Raw genomic sequence first — 13,447 nt, forward strand, 5'->3', positions numbered from 1 at the left:
GGCATGCCTCTCATTGCGCGCCCGGCAGTGGCGAGTTGAGATAAGGGAAGGCATCGGGGAACTGCGCCGGGCTCTGCAGTGCGCCGTCGGTGATCGGCGCCCCGCCGGCCGGCGCATCCGCCGGCTTGCACCCGACCTTGAGCGCATCGCTGGCGCCCGTGGCCACGCACAGCGCGCCCATCGCCACCCGGAGCTCGGCATCCACCACGTCGTCCCCGGGACGACGGCCATTCGGGAAGCCGGCGTTGTCGCCGCCGAGGACGCCCAGATTGCTCTGGCCGGCCCTGGGCGTGGGCATCACGCTGGTGTTCAGGCGCAACATCTCCGCGGCCTTGCCGTTGGCCGGCTTGTTCACGCCGTCGATCCCCGTCAGGAAGGCGGCGACGAGGTCGGTGCGCGGGAAGTTCGTCGGCGCCGGCGCCGACGGGAACAGCGTCTGGATCAGCGCCGGGAGCGTCGGATTCGTCACGTAGTCGGCGAACTGCGCGTCGTCCTTCGGCTTGGAACTGTTGAAGCGGTCCTTGTCCTTCAGGCCGATGACCACCTCGTTGACGAGCGGCATGCCGAGCCTCGACACCTGCGCCCACGGGCCACCGTTCAGGGCCGTGGTGCCGTGGCCGCTCTTGGGCGGACTCGCGATCAGCCGGCCCTGCCGCACGCTCGCGCTGGTCCAGCCACCGACGATCGGGCTGCCGCCCGTCGCGACGCACGCGATCGGCAGCTCGAGCGCCAGGGTCGTGATGTTCTTGGCTGCCAGCGCATCCGGATTGCCGTTGGTGGTGCCGAGAGGATTCAGGTTGATCAGGTCGAAGATCTGGCCCAGCGCGACGGTGAACGGGTCCTTGCGCTGCCCGACGAACAGCCGGCCCGCCGTCGCGCAGCCCGGCACGTTGATCGCGTAGATGTGCTGGTTGGCGTAGGCGTCGTAGCCGGTCGGGCCGCCGAAGGTCTTGTTGCCGATGTTGTCCGTGGGCTTGTCGAATTCCCTGATGCCGCCGGGGCCGGTCACGGCCGCTGCCGTGCCGCCGCGCCGATCGCCGCGGACCACGGTCAGCGTGAAGCTCTCGCGCAGATTGCTCGTCGCGCCATTGGGCGACGAGATCGCCCCGGACTGCACGAGGGGGATCGACACGTTCCTGCCGCCGATGGGCAGCTGGATGTTGCGCAGCGTGTTCTTGAAGCGGAACTGGAAGCTGATGTCCTCCTGCGCATCGCCGTTGGTATCGAGATGGATCTCGTACAGCGCCGCGGGGTCCATGAAGAAGTAGTTGGGGCCGCCGTAGGCGCTCTGGTCCGGCTGGTAGTTGGCGATCAGCGTCACGAAGTCCTGGCGCCCGGGCTCGTAGCTGCGGAACATGTAGAAGTCGGTCCCGTCCACCTTGGGCATGCCGGTGATGGCGGGCGCTTCGCGGTGGCTGGATGCCAGGGCGGGCAGACTGGCCACTGCGCCCGCTGACAGCGTCACGGCGCAGGCGATAGCAAGAGCTGGGGGGTGTCTCATCGGTGTCACCTCGTGCGGTTGGGTGCGGTTCGAGGCCGTCGTCAGCCTGGACTGCGACGGAACCGATGCAGGTACGCGCCAGGCCCCTGCGACGGATTCGCGAAGGACCTGGAAGATGAAACAGGATGTTCGCGCGCTACTGCCCGAAGCGCCTGGCGTGCTCCACCGCGTACTTGATCAGCTCCGCCTGCCCCTCGATGCCCAGCCGCCGCTTGATGCTCTGCCGGTGCGCCTCGATGGTCCGCACGCTGAGGCCCAGCGTGCGCGCGATCTGCTTGCTCGATTCGCCGCGGCCCAGCGCGGAAAGGATCTCGCTCTCGCGCGGCGTCAGCAGCGGCCGCGGCGCCTGGTTGCGGAAGAGGCGTTGCGACACCGCCGGGCTCAGGAAGGTTCCGCCCGCCGCGGCGGCCTCGATGGCGGCGACGATCTCCGCCGCCGGCGCGTCCTTGAGCACGTAGCCGCGCGCGCCGGCGGCCAGCGCCTGCTGCACGTACTCGGGGTTGTCGTACATGCTGAGCATCACCACCCGCACCGCCGGGTGCCGCTCCTGCAGCACCGCGGCCAGCTCGATGCCGTTCATGTCCTTCATGCCCACGTCCGCCAGCACCAGTTGCGGCTGCAGGCGGGCGATGGCGTCCAGCGCCTCGGCGGCGCTGCCGGCCTCGCCCACGATCTCGATGCCGGGAAGCGCGTCGAGCCGGGCATGCAGGCCGTCGCGCACCAGCGGATGGTCGTCGACCAGGAACAGGCGGACCGGCATCGTCACTGGAGACCTTCGCCTTCGGCTACGGTATTCGCCTTCGGAGCGGCCGTGCGGCTCATCCCACCTCCAGGCTCTTCGCAGGGACGAACGCGATGATCGCGGTTCCGCTGGTGCCCGAGCGCACGTCCAGGCGCCCGCCGATGGACGCGATGCGTTCGCGCATGTTGCGCAGGCCGATGCCGCGGCGCGGATCGAGCTGCGTCGAATCCACGTCGAAACCGACCCCGTCGTCGCCCACCTCCAGGCGCAGGCCGCGATCCTCGAAGTCGAGCGCGATGCGCACCTGCCGCGCCCGCGCATGCTTGCGCACATTGGTCAATGCCTCCTGGGCGACGCGGAACAGCGCGGTCTTGACCTCCTCCGGCAACTCGCGCGGCGCCCCCTGCACCGCGACCGAAGCGGCCACGGTGCCCTCCTCGCCGAACTCCGCGCCCAGCCGCTCCAGCGCGGCCGGCAGGCCCAGCTGGTCCAGCAGCGCCGGCCGCAGCCGGTGGGAGATGCGCCGCACCTCCGACAGCGTCTCGTTGAGCCGCGCCACCGCCTTGGCCAGCACCACCGGCGCGGGATGCTTCGCGCGCTCCAGCGTGTCCACCGCCGACTCCACCAGCAGCTTGGTCGACACCAGCGTCTGGCTGGTGCCGTCGTGCAACTCGCGCGCGAGGCGGCCGCGCTCCTCTTCCTGCGACTGCACCACCTGGCGCGCCAGCAGGCGCAGCTTGGCCTCGGCCACGCGGTGCTCGCTGAGGTTGAGCAGCAGCCCGCCGGCGCTCACCGCCGCCAGGCACAGCGCGGCGATGCCGGCGATCCACAGCATGGTAGTGGCGACGTTGAGGTTCATCTGCCGGTCCAGCGTCTGCATGGCCACCTGGATGTCGTCCAGGTACAGGCCGGTGCCGACCATCCAGTTCCAGCGTGGCAGCGCGGTCACGTAGCCCAGCTTGGGCGCCAGCTGGGCGCTGGAGGGCTTGCGCCACTCGTACTCGACGTAGCCGCCGCCGTCTCGCGCCTTGGCGATCAGCTCCTGGATGGTGAAGCGCCCGCGCGAGTCGCGCAGCTCCCACAGGTTCTGCCCGACCAGGTCGGGCTGGCGCGAGTGCATCAGCGAGCGCCCCTGCAGGTCGTAGACGAAGAAGTAGCCGTCGTTGCCGTAGTCCAGCGCCGCCAGCCGGTGCAGCGCCTCGGTGCGCGTCGCCTCGTCGTCCAGGCCGGCGTCGTACAGCGGCTGCACCACGCTGACCGCCAGCGCCACGTAGCTCTTGAGCTCGCTGCGGCGCTGGTTCATGTAGGTCTGCTCGATCAGCGCGCGCTCGCGGGTCGCCAGGTCGCGCTCCTGGTGGCGCACCGCGAGCGCCACCAGCACCAGCGCGACGAGCAGCGGCGCGACGGCCAGTGCGACGATCTTGAGACGGAGGTTCATGGGGCTTGCCGGCCCGCGCGGCCGGGGGGTCAGAGCGCGCGCCGCATCTCGATGTGGCCGATGCCGGCTTCCTCGAAAGGCTCGCCGTGCGGCTGGTAGCCCAGCCGCTGGTAGAAGGCCTCGGCACTGCGCTGCGCATGCAGGGCCACCTCGCGGTCGCCGCGGGCCTTCGCGGCTTCCTCGAGCGCGCGCAGCACCGCCGCACCGTGCCCGCCGCCGCGCAGCACGCGGTGCACCGCCATGCGGCCGATGCGGCCCTGGCCCGGCGCGCCGGGCACCAGCCGGCCGGTGGCGATCACCTGGCCCAGGCGGTTGCGCGCCACCGCGTGCACGGCGCGCTCGTCATGCTCGTCCCATTCGAGTTCCTTGGGAATGCGCTGCTCCTCGATGAAGACGCTGCGCCGCACGGCGCCGGCGCCCTCGCCGAGCTCGGCCCAGCTGCCGGTCCGCACCTCGCGCATGGGCTCGCCGGCCTCGTAGCCGGCGAGGATCTCGCGCAGCAGCGGCGGCACCGGCTTCGAGGTCTGCGTGGCCGGGTCGGCGAACACGTAGACCAGCTCGCAGCCGACCAGGAACTCCTCGCCCCGGAACAGCCCGCCATGGAAGAGGATGGACGAGTTGCCCACGCGCACGCACTTCATGCCGACGTCGAGCAGGTCGTCCACCCGTGCCGAGGCATGGAAGTCGACGGTGGCCTTGCGCACGTACAGGTCGCCTTCCAGCGCGTGCATCGCCTCCTCGTAGGGCAGCGCCATCGCGCGCCAGTAGTCGGCGATCGCGGTGTCGAAGTACATCAGGTAGTGGGCGTTGAAGACGATCTTCTGCATGTCCACCTCGGCCCAGCGCACGCGCAGGCGGTGGAAGAAGCGGTAGTCGGACTTGCGGGTGGTCTCGGTCATGGTTGCAGGGCTTCCTTGAGGGCGCGCGCCGCGTCGGCCTGGGCCTGCAGCGCTTCCGGGATGGCGCGGCCCATTTTGACGAATTCGTGGATCACGCCGCGGTAGATCTCCAGCGCCACCGGCACGCCCGCGGCACGCAGCTTGTCGGCATAGGCAATGCCCTCGTCGACCACGGGGTCGCATTCGGCCAGGCCGATCCAGGCCGGGGCGACGCCTTCGACATCCTCGGCGTTGAGCGGCGCGAAGCGCCAGTCGTCGCGGTCGGCCGGGGTGTTGAGGTATTGCGAGAAGAACCAGGTGATGAGCAGTTCGTCCAGCAGCGGTCCCTGGGCCAGGCGCCGGTGCGAGGGCGTGTCCTGGTGCGCCGTGGTGCCCGGATAGAAGAGCATCTGCAGCGCCACCGGCAACCCGGCATCGCGCGCGAAGATGGCGCATGCCGCGGCCAGCGTGCCGCCCGCGCTGTCGCCGCCCAGCGCGAGGCGGGAGCCGTCGAGGCCGAGCCCGGCCGCCTCCTTCGCCACGAACTGCAGGGCATCCCAGGCATCGTTGGACGCCGTCGGAAACTTGTGCTCGGGCGCGAGGCGGTAGTCCAGCGAGACCACCGCGCAGCCGCTCTTGCGGCTCAGCACGCGGCACAGCGTGTCGTGGGTCGCGATGCTGCCGACCGTGAAGCCGCCGCCGTGGAAGAACAGCAGCACCGGCAATGTCTCGTTCGACGGCGCATACAGCCGGGCCGGCAACGGATGCCCGTCGCGCGCGGGCATCGTGAAGTCCTCGATCCGCGCGAGTTCGGGCTTGGGCACCTCCAGCACGCCCGCGCCCTTCTCGTAGGCGGCCTTGGCCTCGGCCGGGCTCAGCGTGTAGTAAGGCGGCTGACGGGCGCGCGCCATCCGGTCGACCACGCCGGCCATCTTCGGGGTCAGCTGTGGCATGAGGGTTGGGCTCATGGGCAAGAGGGTCGGTGCTTGTTAAATTGGAAGGCCCGCATCGTAGCGTTCCCACTCCACGAACCCCATGGCCCTCATCCAATACCTGACCCAGATCCAGTTCGACTTCGGCGCCGTCCGGCTGCTGCGCAGCGAATGCGAACGCATCGGCATCCGGCGCCCGCTGATCGTCACCGACACCGGCGTGCGCGCCGCAGGCATCCTGCAGAAGGCCGTCGACGCGCTGGAGGGCCTGCCGCACGCGGTGTTCGACGCAACGCCCTCCAACCCCACCGAGGCCGCGGTGCGCGCCGCCGCCGCGCTCTACCGCGACCAGGGCTGCGACGGCCTGGTCGCCGTCGGCGGCGGATCGGCGATCGACTGCGCCAAGGGCGTGGCCATCGCCGCCACGCACGACGGGCCGCTCAAGACCTACGCCACCATCGAGGGCGGCTCGCCGAAGATCACCGAAAGCGTCGCGCCGCTGATCGCCATCCCCACCACCAGCGGCACCGGCAGCGAGGTGGCGCGCGGCGCCATCGTGATCGTCGACGACCACCGCAAGCTCGGCTTCCACAGCTGGTTCCTGATGCCCAAGGCGGCGATCTGCGATCCCGAGCTCACGCTGGGCCTGCCGCCGCGCCTCACGGCCGCCACCGGCATGGACGCCATCGCGCACTGCATGGAAACCTTCATGTCGGCCGCATTCAATCCGCCGGCCGATGGCATCGGCCTCGACGGCCTGCAGCGTGCCTGGCGCTACATCGAGCGCGCCACCAAGGATGGCAGCGACCGCGAGGCCCGGCTCAACCTGATGAGCGCCTCGATGCAGGGCGCCATGGCCTTCCAGAAGGGCCTGGGCTGCGTGCATTCGCTCAGCCACAGCCTGGGCGGCATCGATCCGCGCCTGCACCACGGCACGCTCAATGCCCTCTTCCTGCCGGCCGTGATCACCTTCAACGCAGGCGCGGAATCGGTGCAGAAGGAACAGCGCCTGCAGCGCATGGCACAGGCCATGAACCTCGATTCGGCCGGCGACCTGGGCGCGGCGATCCGCGACATGAATGCGCGCCTGGGCCTGCCCAAGGGCCTGGCCGAGGTCGGCGTGAGCACGGAGATGTTCGAGCCGATCATCGACGGCGCGATGGCGGACCACTGCCACAAGACCAACCCGCGGCTGGCCACCCGCGACGACTACCGCGCGATGCTCGAAGCCTCGATGTAAGGCCGGCTCGGCTTCTGCGCTACCAGCGCAGCCGGATGCCGAGGGAAGCCTGCACGGACGACTTGACGGTCGCGTCGCCGCCGATGTTCCACAGGCGGCCGATCTCGCCGTACAGGCTGGCGGCGGGCGCCAGCGTCAGCGTCGCTCCCGCGGCGGCTTCGGCCGAGCTGTAGCCGGCCGCGCTTGCAATGGCGGTCGTGCCCGCCGGGCCGGTGAAGCTGACCACGTCATCGCCGAAGCTCGCACGGTAGAGATTCAGTCGTGCATAGGGCTGCAGCCGCCCGGCGCCGGTCGCGATGTCGCCCTTGAGGCGCACACCCAGGCGGAAAACCCAGCCGTCCGCGGGATCGTGGCCCACGTGGGCGCCGGCGAACGCCGTGTCGTCCGCGTGCAGGCGTTGGTGGATCAGTTGCGCTTGCGGCTCGATGCTCCAGCCCGCGGCGAGCGCAAAGGGCCTCCCCGCTTCGATCGAGGCGACGGAACTGCTGGCCTTGCCCGGCACGCGCAGGCTGGTGTCCGGGCGCACCGTGTAGCGATGACTGCCGGCCTGCACCACGCTGTCCACGTACAGGCCGCTCGCATCCGTCCAGGTCGCGTAGGCGCCCAGGAAGCGCGACTGCAAGCTGTTGCTGCCCACTCTTGCCGTCACACCGTGCGCGCTGCCTGTGACATCGGCGCTGCCATCGAGATAGCCCACGTAGAGGCCAGCGCGCCAGCCGCCGCCTGCGAACAGATCGCTGCCGGCCTGCAGGCCGCTCGCATGGCCATCGGTCCGGACCCGTGCCGCACCGGGTTGCCGAATGCCCAGGTCGGCGTACACCGCGCGGGCCCAGGCGCGCCGGGTGGACGTCTCGGGTTCGTCGCCGATGCGCCGATGCAGGTTGCCCAGCATCGCGATGTCGGTCTGCCTGAGTTGCGCCGGCAGGGCCGCCAGCAAGGGGACTTCGGCTCGGTAGGTCGGCACCTGCGCCGCCGGCGGGGCAGGCGGGGCAGGCGGGGCAGGGCCGGCGCGGTCGAGCGCAGGTACCAGTTCTCGCCTGCCCCCAGCGCATCGGCCGCATAGAGCCGGTACTCGTAGGCGCCGGCATCCACATGGCCATTGGCCAGGCTGAAGGCGCTTCGGGTGGTCTGCGCGGTGGTGGTGGCGCCGTTGCGCGCGCTCACCACTTCGATGCCGTTGCCCGTGGTGACCATGCCGAGACCTGCCGCGTTCGCGATCTGGATCGTGGTGCTGCCGCTGGCGCTCGCGCCGGGACCGTCGAGGACCAGCCGGTCGCTCACACCGACGCCGCCGGCCAGCCCTGTGCCCAGCCTCAGCAGGCTGTGTGCAGCGTAGGGGCCGTTCACCGTGAGCGTGCTGCCCGCCACGGCACCGACAAGGCTCACCGTGCCGCCGTTGTCCAGCGCGGCGACGACCTGATTGAACCCGGCAGTGTCGAGCGTGGCGCCTGCCGACACGGCGTGCGCCGATGCGGCGCTGAAGCTGTGGACCGCACCCGCGCGCAATGTGCCTGCCGTCACGGCGGTGGGGCCGGCATAGGTGTTTGCGCCGGAAAGCACCGTGGTGCCGGCGCCGGCTTGGGAGACGGAACCGCTGCCCGAGATCGCGCCGGGGAAGCCGACGACGTCCGAGCGCTTGAAGACCAGTGCGCCATGGTTGACCACGCCGCCGACGATGCTGCCGGTGTTGCCGCCGTTGCCCAGCTGCAGTGTGCCCGTGGAAATGGCAGTGCCGCCCGCATAACTGTTGCTGCCAGTCAGCACAAGCGCGCCGGAGCCGGTCTTGACGAGGGCACCGGCGCCTCCGATGGCGCCCGTGTGCGTCAGCGTGCCTGTTTGGGTTTCGATGGTTCCGCCCGTCGCGCCGAGCGTGGTCGCACGTGCCGTGGAGAGATCGGCAGTGGTCCTGAGCGTGCCGCCGTCGAAGCCGAGCGCCCCGGTTGCCGCGCCCAGGTTGCCGTCCTGCGCCACCGAGAGCGTACCGCCGTTCAGCGAGGTGCCCCCGGTGTAGCTGTTGATGCCGTTCAGGGTCTGCGTGCCCGCGCCGATCTTGGTGAGCGCGACGATCGGGCTGCCCGTCGTCACGAATCCCGTCGGGGCGGCCTGCCGGATCGTGCCGTCGAAGGTGCCGGAGCCGCCATGGGCGCCGATCACCAGGGTGTCGATGCCGTCGGCGTAGCTGTTGGCGACCGTGCCGCCGCCGGTCAACGCGTCGACCGTGATGCCCTGGCCCCGCAGGTCCACCGCGGCACCCGCGCCGACGTCCAGACCCGCGAGGTTGGCGCTCCAGTTGGCGCCCAGGGTGTCGTTGCCGATGTAGCCGCTGCCGGACACCTTGATCTGCGTTCCCGCGGCGCCGGTGACGACGCCCCCGAAGCGGGTGATGGCGCCCGGATGGGCCTGGTTGAATTCCAGGACCCCGCCGCTGATGATCAACGGACTGTTCTTGAACTCGTTGATCGCGCTGGTCTTGCGCAGGATGAGCTGCCCGGCACCCGACTTGGTGAAGGCCTGGTTGCGTACGCCGCCGCTGACGTCGAGCGTCAGGGCCGCGCCGGGGGACGTGACCTCGATGGTGGCGGCCCCGGAATTCCAGTACAGGTCGCGACGCGTCGAGGTCTCGCTGCCCGTGCCGGTGTAGCGCAGCGTGCCGCCGTTCTGGATCGCCAGGTAGCCTGCGCCGGTGCCAGTGCCCAGTTGATTGACGGCCGAGACCGAGAGTACGCCGCCACCGACGAGCAACTGCCCCGAGAAGGTATTGGCCTGGGTGAAGGTCTGGGTGCCGGAGCCGACCTTGTGGTAGTTGCCGCGAAAGGACGCGTTGTCTGAAAGCACCCCGTCGAAGGTGCCGCTGCCGTTGTCCACGCCGAAGGTGAACTGGCTGTAGCCGGCACCGTTCAGGCCCGACATGATCGTGCCGCCGCCCGACAGGACGTTGACGCGGACATTGGCCTCCACGCCGCTGAACACGGCGCCCGACGCGACGCGCAGGTCCGCCAGATTGGATGTCCAGTTCTCGTTGGCATTGCTGCCGCCGATGAAAGTGCCTTGCTGGACGTCGATCAGGGCGCCCCGGCCCAGCGCAAAAGTGCCCGACAGCAGACCCCAGCGAATCGTTCCAGCACCGGTCTTGCGCAGGGTTCCCGTACCGCTGAAGGCGGTGGGCGCCGCCCAATCCCGCAGGCCCGCAGTGACATTGGCTTCCAGAATGGCGCCGGAAGAAATGACGTAGGACGGCGAGCTGGTGGTGGGGCCCTGGAACACCAGCGTGCCGCTCGCTACCGTGGTCGCTCCGCTGACCGCGCCCCCGCCGGTGAGCGTCAACGTCCCTGCACCGTTCTTCGTCAGCGTGCCGGCCGCACTGAGCGCCGAGCCGATCGTCGCGTTGGCCTGGGTGGTGATGGTGCGGGTTCCAGAGAGGGTGAGCGTACTGCCGCTCAGCGTGTAGCTGCCGCTTGCCGGCGCGTTGAAGATCAGGCCTCCGACGGTGATCGGTGTCGCAAGGTTCAGGACGCCCCCAGGACCGTTGTTGTTGCCGATGCTGGCAACGTCGCCAGCCGCGTTGCTCCATGCAAGGTCAGCGGTGTTGTTGTTCCAGCGCGAGAGGGTGGTGTTCCAGGTGCCGCCGCCATCCGTCGCGGTCGAAGTGGCTGTGGCGAGGCCGCTGGCGTCCCAGGTCAGGGTGGCTGCTCGCGCGAACGGCGTGGTCAGCGCGGCGGCGAGCAAGGCAGTGTCGAGGAGCACTGCGCGCGAAGCCCGTCGCCGAGCGCGAAAAGCCGAGCAGGACTGGATCACGGTGGCTGCCCCTCCGTTCTTCTTGCTTGTTTGTTCAGGCGCCAGTGTGGCTGCGAAGCGTTCGTTTAGCCAGCGGCAACGGCGCCGCAAAGCCAGCCGCGGAAAGCCTGCATCGCCGGCGTAGGCGCTTTCGAGCGCAGTTGCACCAGCCAGTAGCCGCCCGTCAGCACCTCGGTCGCGAGCGGCCGCACCAGGCGCCCCTCGTCCAGCTCGCGCTCGAACATCGAGGCCGGCGCCAGCGCCACGCCGGCGCCCTGCATGGCCGCTTCCACCATCAGCCGCGACGAATCGAAGACCGGCCCGCGGATCGCCGGGCAGGCCGCGCCCGCCGCGGCGAACCAGGCCGGCCAGTCCTCGGCGCGGTAGGAGCGCAGCAGCGTCTGCTGCGCCAGGTCCTTCGGCCGGCCGATGCGTGGCGCCAGAGCTGGCGCGCACAGCACCGCCAGGGGCGCCGCCATCAGGTGCTCGGACTTCAGTCCCGGCCAGTTGCCGTCGCCGAAGCGGATCGCGAAATCCAGCCCCTCGCCCGCGAGATCGACCACGTTGTTGTGCGTCATGAGCCGCAGGTCCACGAAGGGACAGTCGTGCTGGAACGCGCGCAGCCGCGGCAGCAGCCAGCCGACCGCGAAGGTGCCCACCACCCCGACCGTCAGCACCTCGAAGAACTGGCCGTTGTCGAACTGCTGGACCACCGCCTCCATGCGGCCGAAGGAATCCGCCAGCACCGGCAGCAGCGCCTGGCCCTCGTCGCTGAGCGCGAGGCCGCGCGGCAGCCGGCGGAACAGCGCCACGCCCAGCCGGGCCTCCAGGCCGCGCACCTGCTGGCTGACCGCGGCCTGGGTCACGTTCAGCTCGGCCGCCGCGAGGGTGAAGCTCAGGTGCCGGGCGGAGGATTCGAAGGCGCGCAGCGCATTCAGGGGAAGATGGGTGCGAGCCATAAGAATTTCTTGTGTGAAGCAGCAAATACTATCGTTTGTGCCGAAGACACCGATGAGGGAAAGTCGCTCGCTTTCAGGAGCAGCAGACATGCATCGACGACAGTTCAACAGCGGCCTTCTTCTTTCGCTGGCCGCCCTTCCCTTCCACCTCCGGGCGGCCGACGCGAACGCGTTCGGCGGCCGGTTGGCGGAGATCGAGAAAGCCAGCGGCGGCCGGCTCGGCGTCGCCGTGCTGGACAGCGGCAGCGGCCGGCTGGCCGGCCATCGGCAGGACGAGCGCTTCCCGCTTTGCAGCACCTTCAAGGCCCTGGCCGCCGCACTGGTACTGGCGCGGGTCGACCGGGGCCAGGAGACGCTGGAGCGCCGCGTCCGCTATGCCCGCGACGAGCTCGTGACCTATTCGCCCGCGACCGAAAAGCACGCCGGAGAGGACGGCATGACGATGGCCCAGCTGTGCGAGGCCGCTGTCACGCTGAGCGACAACACGGCCGGCAACCTGATGCTGGCCAGCTTCGGCGGGCCGGCCGGCCTCACCGCGTTCATGCGCTCGATCGGCGACGCGCACACGCGGCTGGACCGCATCGAGACCGCGCTCAACGAGGCCCGTGCGGGCGATGCGCGCGACACCACCACGCCGGCCGCCATGGCGGCGAACATGCAAAAGATTCTCTTGGGTGGCGTGCTCTCGCCGGCCTCGCGCGCCCAGTTGATGCAATGGCTGGACGACAACAAGACCGGCGACCAGCGCATCCGCGCCGGACTGCCGGCCGGCTGGAGGGTCGGCGACAAGACCGGCTCGGGCGAGAACGGCACCGCGAACGACGTTGCCATCCTGCGCCCGCCGGGGCGCGCACCGGTGCTGTTGTCGGTCTACCTGACCGCGACGCGGGCCCCGATGGCCGAGCGCAATGCGACCATCGCCGCCGTGGGCGCGGCCGCCGCGGCCTGGATCAGCCCTGGCGCCTGACCCTGGTTGTCTTCACTCCGCCTTCACGCCAGCCGTGCGGATGACCTTGCCCCACTTGTCGGTCTCTGCCGCGATGAAGGCGTCGAATTCCTCGGGCGTGCTTCCCGAGGGGAAGGTGCCCATCGCGTCGAGCTTCGTGCGGATCTCCTCGCTCTTGATGATCCGCGCCACCTCTTCCGACATGCGCTTGACGATCTCGCGCGGCGTGCCCGCCGGCGCCAGCATGCCGGCCCAGGTGCTGCCGGTGAAGCCCGCGAAGCCTTGCTCGACGAAGGTCGGCACCTCGGGCACCGCCGGCAGACGCCGATCGCTCGCCACACCGATCAGGCGCACCTTGCCGGCCTTGCCCTGGTTGATGAGGCCCGTCGGCGCGTCGAAGAAGAGCTGGATCTGCCCGCCCATCAGGTCCGTCAATGCGGGCACCGCACCGCGGTACGGGATGTGGATCATGTACGTCTTCGTCAGCGACTTCCACAGCTCGCTGGTGAGATGCGCCGCCGAACCGTTGCCAGAGGAGCCGAAGCTGATCTTGCCCGGGTGCGCCCGCGCGTAGTCGATCAGCTCTTTCGCGGTCTTGAAGGGCGCGTCGTTGTTGACTGCCGCGAGCAGCGGCGAGATGCCCATCAGCGAGACGCCGGCGAGGTCCTTCTTCGGGTCGTAGGGCAGCTTGGGATAGAGCGTGGTGTTGGCCGCGTAGGCAGCGATCACGACGCCGAAGGTGCTGCCGTCCGGCGCCGACTTGGCCAGCGCATCGACGCCGATCAGGCTGTTGGCGCCGGGCTTGTTGTCGATCAGCACCGGCTGGCCCAGCCGCGCCGTCAGGCCGGGCTGCACGAGGCGCGCCATCTGGTCGGTGAAGCCACCGGGCGTGTAGGGGACGATGATGCGGATCGGTTTGTTCGGCCAGGCGGCCTGCGCGAAGCCGGGGGCTGCGATCGACGCCGCGGCCGCGGCGGCCGAGAGGTTGAAGACGCGGCGGGACAGCGGGGCTGGCTGCATGAAGAGGACTCCTCGTG

10 protein-coding genes and 1 pseudogene are annotated in these 13,447 nt (G+C 70.1%); 2 read left to right on the plus strand and 9 right to left on the minus strand.

Annotated features, from left to right (window positions below):
* Positions 1-10: 10 nt before the first annotated feature.
* The 5 genes from A8M77_RS08760 to A8M77_RS08780 form a co-directional block, all read right to left on the minus strand.
* Positions 11-1,501: a DUF4331 domain-containing protein gene (locus A8M77_RS08760; protein ID WP_086921167.1), complete on the minus strand. Its 1,491-nt coding sequence runs from the start codon at positions 1,499-1,501 to the stop codon at positions 11-13.
* 136 nt (positions 1,502-1,637) lie between these two features.
* On the minus strand, positions 1,638-2,261 hold the full coding sequence (locus A8M77_RS08765) for a response regulator transcription factor (RefSeq protein WP_086921168.1): 624 nt from the start codon (positions 2,259-2,261) through the stop codon (positions 1,638-1,640).
* A 58-nt stretch (positions 2,262-2,319) separates the two neighbouring features.
* On the minus strand, positions 2,320-3,681 hold the full coding sequence (locus A8M77_RS08770; RefSeq protein ID WP_086921169.1) for a cache domain-containing protein: 1,362 nt from the start codon (positions 3,679-3,681) through the stop codon (positions 2,320-2,322).
* A gap of 29 nt (positions 3,682-3,710) precedes the next feature.
* Positions 3,711-4,580 carry a YbgC/FadM family acyl-CoA thioesterase gene (locus A8M77_RS08775; protein ID WP_086921170.1) on the minus strand — a complete coding sequence of 290 codons (870 nt, stop codon included), beginning with the start codon at positions 4,578-4,580 and terminating at the stop codon, positions 3,711-3,713.
* On the minus strand, positions 4,577-5,512 hold the full coding sequence (locus tag A8M77_RS08780; RefSeq protein ID WP_238136757.1) for an alpha/beta hydrolase: 936 nt from the start codon (positions 5,510-5,512) through the stop codon (positions 4,577-4,579). The genes A8M77_RS08775 and A8M77_RS08780 overlap by 4 nt, the downstream gene beginning before the upstream one ends.
* An 82-nt stretch (positions 5,513-5,594) precedes the next feature.
* Here A8M77_RS08780 and A8M77_RS08785 point away from each other — a divergent pair, with 82 nt between their 5' ends.
* The gene (locus A8M77_RS08785) at positions 5,595-6,731 is read left to right on the plus strand and encodes an iron-containing alcohol dehydrogenase (protein ID WP_086921171.1); all 1,137 of its coding nucleotides are present in this window, start codon (positions 5,595-5,597) and stop codon (positions 6,729-6,731) included.
* Between the two features lie 19 nt (positions 6,732-6,750).
* On the opposite strand, the gene A8M77_RS36040 is transcribed toward A8M77_RS08785, so the two are convergent.
* From A8M77_RS36040 to A8M77_RS08800, 3 genes and pseudogenes are all read right to left on the minus strand, one after another.
* On the minus strand, positions 6,751-7,695 hold the full coding sequence (locus A8M77_RS36040) for an autotransporter outer membrane beta-barrel domain-containing protein (RefSeq protein WP_158100896.1): 945 nt from the start codon (positions 7,693-7,695) through the stop codon (positions 6,751-6,753).
* Positions 7,696-7,853: 158 nt separating this feature from the next.
* Positions 7,854-10,526, minus strand: a pseudogene (locus A8M77_RS36770) (beta strand repeat-containing protein); the annotation flags it as partial.
* A gap of 65 nt (positions 10,527-10,591) precedes the next feature.
* Positions 10,592-11,464: a LysR family transcriptional regulator gene (locus A8M77_RS08800; RefSeq protein WP_086921173.1), complete on the minus strand. Its 873-nt coding sequence runs from the start codon at positions 11,462-11,464 to the stop codon at positions 10,592-10,594.
* Positions 11,465-11,552: 88 nt separating this feature from the next.
* Here A8M77_RS08800 and bla point away from each other — a divergent pair, with 88 nt between their 5' ends.
* A complete protein-coding gene (bla, locus tag A8M77_RS08805; RefSeq protein WP_086921174.1) occupies positions 11,553-12,431 on the plus strand; it encodes a class A beta-lactamase in 879 nt (292 codons plus the stop codon).
* A gap of 12 nt (positions 12,432-12,443) precedes the next feature.
* Here bla and A8M77_RS08810 read toward each other — a convergent pair whose 3' ends face one another.
* Positions 12,444-13,430: a tripartite tricarboxylate transporter substrate binding protein gene (locus tag A8M77_RS08810; RefSeq protein WP_086921175.1), complete on the minus strand. Its 987-nt coding sequence runs from the start codon at positions 13,428-13,430 to the stop codon at positions 12,444-12,446.
* Between the last annotated feature and the right edge of the window lie 17 nt (positions 13,431-13,447).

Origin of the sequence: Variovorax sp. JS1663 (assembly GCF_002157355.1) — a bacterium.
Taxonomy (GTDB): Bacteria; Pseudomonadota; Gammaproteobacteria; order Burkholderiales; family Burkholderiaceae_C; genus Variovorax.

What these genes read in the sequence shown, in the direction of transcription:
- A8M77_RS08760 (WP_086921167.1), bottom strand. Translation starts at nt 1,501, where the DNA reads ATGAGACACCCCCCAGCTCTTGCTATCGCCTGCGCCGTGACGCTGTCA.
- A8M77_RS08765 (WP_086921168.1), bottom strand. Translation starts at nt 2,261, where the DNA reads ATGCCGGTCCGCCTGTTCCTGGTCGACGACCATCCGCTGGTGCGCGAC.
- A8M77_RS08770 (WP_086921169.1), bottom strand. Translation starts at nt 3,681, where the DNA reads ATGAACCTCCGTCTCAAGATCGTCGCACTGGCCGTCGCGCCGCTGCTC.
- A8M77_RS08775 (WP_086921170.1), bottom strand. Translation starts at nt 4,580, where the DNA reads ATGACCGAGACCACCCGCAAGTCCGACTACCGCTTCTTCCACCGCCTG.
- A8M77_RS08780 (WP_238136757.1), bottom strand. Translation starts at nt 5,512, where the DNA reads ATGCCACAGCTGACCCCGAAGATGGCCGGCGTGGTCGACCGGATGGCG.
- A8M77_RS08785 (WP_086921171.1), top strand. Translation starts at nt 5,595, where the DNA reads ATGGCCCTCATCCAATACCTGACCCAGATCCAGTTCGACTTCGGCGCC.
- A8M77_RS08800 (WP_086921173.1), bottom strand. Translation starts at nt 11,464, where the DNA reads ATGGCTCGCACCCATCTTCCCCTGAATGCGCTGCGCGCCTTCGAATCC.
- bla (WP_086921174.1), top strand. Translation starts at nt 11,553, where the DNA reads ATGCATCGACGACAGTTCAACAGCGGCCTTCTTCTTTCGCTGGCCGCC.
- A8M77_RS08810 (WP_086921175.1), bottom strand. Translation starts at nt 13,430, where the DNA reads ATGCAGCCAGCCCCGCTGTCCCGCCGCGTCTTCAACCTCTCGGCCGCC.